The organism is Psychrobacter sp. 1U2 (assembly GCF_051847575.1).
Window position 1 is genome coordinate 1 of the sequence record NZ_JBPYDC010000533.1, and the last position, 996, is coordinate 996.

Annotated in this window: 1 protein-coding gene; it reads left to right on the forward strand. The window is 46.9% G+C overall.

The features are described 5' to 3' along the window. Positions 1-44: 44 nt before the first annotated feature. A partial coding sequence (locus ACS8FD_RS17090) for a type II secretion system F family protein (protein WP_439276725.1) occupies positions 45-996 on the forward strand: 952 nt, incomplete at its 3' end.

Consider the following 996-nt stretch of genomic DNA (forward strand, 5'->3'; position numbering starts at 1 on the left):
TCACCATTTCTTTTCTCATCTATTGCCTTAGGATACTCGCTGTTATGCCTGCTTATCATTATAAAGCGCTTGACGACCAAGGCGATGTCCAAAAAGGATTGCTAGAAGGTGACTCGGCGCGGCAAGTACGCCAGCAGATTCGTGACAAACAGTGGACGCCAGTAGAGGTCAATGCTGTCAATGACAAGCAAGGTCGACAGCGCAGCCGTTATAAAAAACCATCTGCTTATGAGCTGGCACTATTGACTCGTCAGCTCTCTGTCCTGCTAGCAGCTGGTATTCCTCTTGAAGAAACTCTAGCCGCTGTCGCCAAGCAATCTCCCAAAACTCATATCAAGTCTCTGATGCTGGCAGTACGCTCACACGTCCTAGAAGGCTTAAGTTTTGCCCGTGCGTTACAGCAAGCGTCAAGCTTTCCGCCTTTATATATTGCCACTATCGCGGCTGGTGAAAAGTCAGGTCATCTTGATCTGATTCTTAATCAATTGGCCGACTATACTGAAAACCGCTTTGCCTTACAAAAGAAAATCCAAGGTGCAATGGTATATCCTATCGTACTGATGGTCATGGCAGTCGGTGTCATTATGGGGTTGATGAGCTTTGTGGTACCTAAGATTGTCAAAGTGTTTGAGCAGTCTGAGCAGGCACTGCCATTAATTACGCAGGTGGTGCTAGCGATGTCCAACGCCATCACCCAGTGGTGGTGGCTGATGTTATTAGTGTTCATAAGTAGCGCTTTTTTGTTTTACCGGTTTGCGCAAACGCAAGCAGGCAAGCTTGCTATTGATAGCATCGTCCTTCGGTTACCAATATTGGCACGGCTCTCTAAAAGTCTCAATGCTGCCCGCTTTGCCAGTACACTTGCGATATTGGTACGCTCAGGTGTGCCATTAATTGAAGCTTTACATATTGGCGCCGCCGTCACCACCAATCTACATATTAAACAAACCATCGTTACTGCTGCAGATCGAGTAACAGAAGGTGCCAGCTTATCAA